The organism is Caballeronia sp. (genome assembly GCF_049581465.1).
Classification (GTDB): Bacteria; Pseudomonadota; Gammaproteobacteria; order Burkholderiales; family Burkholderiaceae; genus Caballeronia.
Map to the genome: position 1 here is coordinate 1 of NZ_JBAUSA010000818.1, position 2729 is coordinate 2729.

The following is a 2729-nucleotide window of genomic DNA, read 5'->3' on the forward strand; positions in this document are numbered from 1 at the left end:
CTCGTGAACCGTGCCCAATTCGACCGGGTGCGCGGGCATATCGAACAGGGTATTGCCGACGGTGCGCGCCTCGTCACCGGCGGTGGCCGGCCAGCCGGCGCGCCTGAGCAGGGATTTTTCATCGCGCCGACGATTTTCGCCGACGTGCCGCCGACAAGCGCCTTGTGGCGTGACGAGATTTTCGGCCCCGTCCTGTGCGTGCGCGTGTTCGACACTGAAGAGGAAGCCGTTGAGCTTGCCAGTGATAGCGAGTACGGGCTGGTGGCGAGCGTCGTCACCGCCGACGAAGCGCGCGGCGAACGGGTCGCGCGCGCGCTTGAGGCCGGCGTGGTGTGGGTCAACTCGCCGCAACTGATCTATCCGCAGACCTCGTGGGGCGGCTACAAGCGCAGCAGTATCGGACGCGAACTGGGACCGTTCGGGCTCGCCGCCTTCCAGGAAATCAAGCAGGTGTTGACGCGTCGTCAGGCCAATTAGTCCATCACCCTAGAAGGATTTGCGATGAACCACGATCACCCCGCCGAAACCCCTTTCAATCAGCCGCTAGGCGGTAACAAGATGCCGCGCTTCGCGGGCCCAGCGACCATGATGCGCCTGCCGACCGCGACATCGGCCGAGGGGCTCGATGCATGTTTCGTCGGCGTGCCGCTTGACACTGGCACATCGAACCGGGCGGGTGCGCGGTTCGGTCCGCGCGCAATCCGGGCTGAATCGTGCTTGCTCCGGCCCTACAACATGGCGACCCGCGCAGCGCCCTACGACAGCATGCAGGTGGCCGACATAGGCGACGTCGCGATCAACACATTCAATCTGCGCAAGAGCATGGACATCGTCACCGAAGCGTATGACGAGATCCTCGCGCATGGCTGCGTGCCACTCACGATGGGCGGCGACCACACGATCGTGCTTCCCATCCTGCGGGCGATGAAAAAACGCTACGGCGCGCTCGGCGTGGTTCACGTCGACGCACACGCCGACGTGAACGACACGATGTTCGGCGAGAAGATCGCCCACGGAACGCCGTTTCGGCGTGCGATTGAAGAAAGGCTGATCGATGGCAATCGCGTGGCCCAGATCGGACTGCGCGGCACCGGCTATACGGCGGAGGACTTCGACTGGTCCAGGTCGCAAGGCATCCGTGTCGTGCAGGCGGAGGAGTGCTGGTACAAGTCGGTCGCGCCGATCATGGACGAAGTGCGCGCGAAACTGGGCAAGGGGCCGGTGTACCTGAGCTTCGACATCGACGGCCTGGACCCGAGTTTCGCACCCGGCACCGGCACGCCGGAAATCGGCGGGCTGACCATCTGGCAGGGGCTGGAAATCATTCGAGGATGCCGTGGGCTGGATATCGTGGGGTGCGACCTGGTGGAGATTTCGCCGCCGTACGACGCGTCCGGCAATACGGCCCTGGTCGGGGCAAACCTGCTGTATGAAATGTTGTGCGTGTTGCCGAAGGTGAAGTACCGGGCGTAGATTGACTGGTCCGTTGGTTTGCCGCCCGGCAGCGCTCGCGCCGCAGCCCCCCGGACCCGCGCGACGAAGCGACCGACACATGCGCTTTCGTCATGGCACACATGAAGAGATATCGGTTGTGATAGCTATTTTGCGCTCCTAACATTTTTCATGCGCGGACGAATGCCGACGGATGCCGTTCACCCGGCGCATTGGTCGGTCATCTTAGTTAACCACTTACGGAGTCGGCGATGAAAAACTTCAGCACGGGACGGCGGCAAGCCTTCAAGACGATCGGCGCAGCGCTCGCGGCGTCCGCGCTACCCGCGCCGTTCCTCAATCTGAGAGCGCAGGAACACAATTTCTCGGGCAAGACGCTCCGTCTGCTGACCTGGTCGGACGACACAGGGACTGCCGCGTTGCACAATATAGCGGCTACGTTCTCGGCAAAAACCGGCGCGAAGGTGATTGCAGATCGCGCGGATGGCACCTCCGGCATGGTCGCCAAGGTGAAGGCCGCGGGCGACCGCCCCACCTATGACGTGATCACGCTCGCCGGAGTAGGTGCCTCGGGTCTTGGCGATGCGGGCCTGCTCCTCAAACCCGACCTCGACAAGCTGCCGAACCTCAAGGACGTGGCGGCGCGGTATAGAACGGGAGCGGACGGCTTTGGTGTCGGCTACCTGCTGTGGTCCGACGGCCTGATCTACAACACCTCGACCGTCAAGACGCCGCCGTCGTCGTATGAAGCGCTGTGGGATCCCAAATACGCAGGCCGCCTGTTCCTGCCCCCGCCCGAGTTTGCCGAGGCGGTCGACCTGGCGATCATCGCCGCAAAAATGGCGGGCGGCTCGCAGCAGAACATCGATCCGGGTTTCAAGAAGCTCACGGAACTGAAGGACCGCGTGATGACGCTCGGTGAGAACCCCAATCAGGTCGCCGACCTGTTTCGCACCGGCTCGCTCGATATCGGCGGGATCTATTCGCCGGCGTTCTTTCCCGATCAGATCAGGAAGCCCGAATACAAGATGGGCGTGACGTACGGCATGAAGGAAGGCTTCGCCACGCAACTGATGTTCACGGTGATTCCGAAATCGCACCCCGGCGACCTCGATCTGATTCACGCGTTCATTAACCATTCGCTCGATGCAGGCGTGCAAGGCAGGATGGCCGCCGACGTGCTGAACGGCCCGGTGAATTCGAAGGCCGTGATTCCGGCCGAAAGCCTCAGGTACGTGCCGAGCCCGCAGCAGATTGCGGAGAAGTCCATCCTGCAC

3 protein-coding genes are annotated in these 2729 nt (G+C 63.0%); all 3 read left to right on the forward strand.

Features of this window, described 5'->3' with window-relative positions:
* On the forward strand, positions 1-477 hold a 477-nt coding region (locus WCA53_RS20140), incomplete at its 5' end, for an aldehyde dehydrogenase family protein (RefSeq protein WP_423914748.1).
* 24 nt (positions 478-501) lie between these two features.
* A complete protein-coding gene (speB, locus tag WCA53_RS20145; protein ID WP_423914752.1) occupies positions 502-1473 on the forward strand; it encodes an agmatinase in 972 nt (323 codons plus the stop codon).
* A 230-nt stretch (positions 1474-1703) separates the two neighbouring features.
* A partial coding sequence (locus WCA53_RS20150; RefSeq protein WP_423914755.1) for an extracellular solute-binding protein occupies positions 1704-2729 on the forward strand: 1026 nt, incomplete at its 3' end.

What these genes read in the sequence shown, in the direction of transcription:
- speB (WP_423914752.1), top strand. Translation starts at nt 502, where the DNA reads ATGAACCACGATCACCCCGCCGAAACCCCTTTCAATCAGCCGCTAGGC.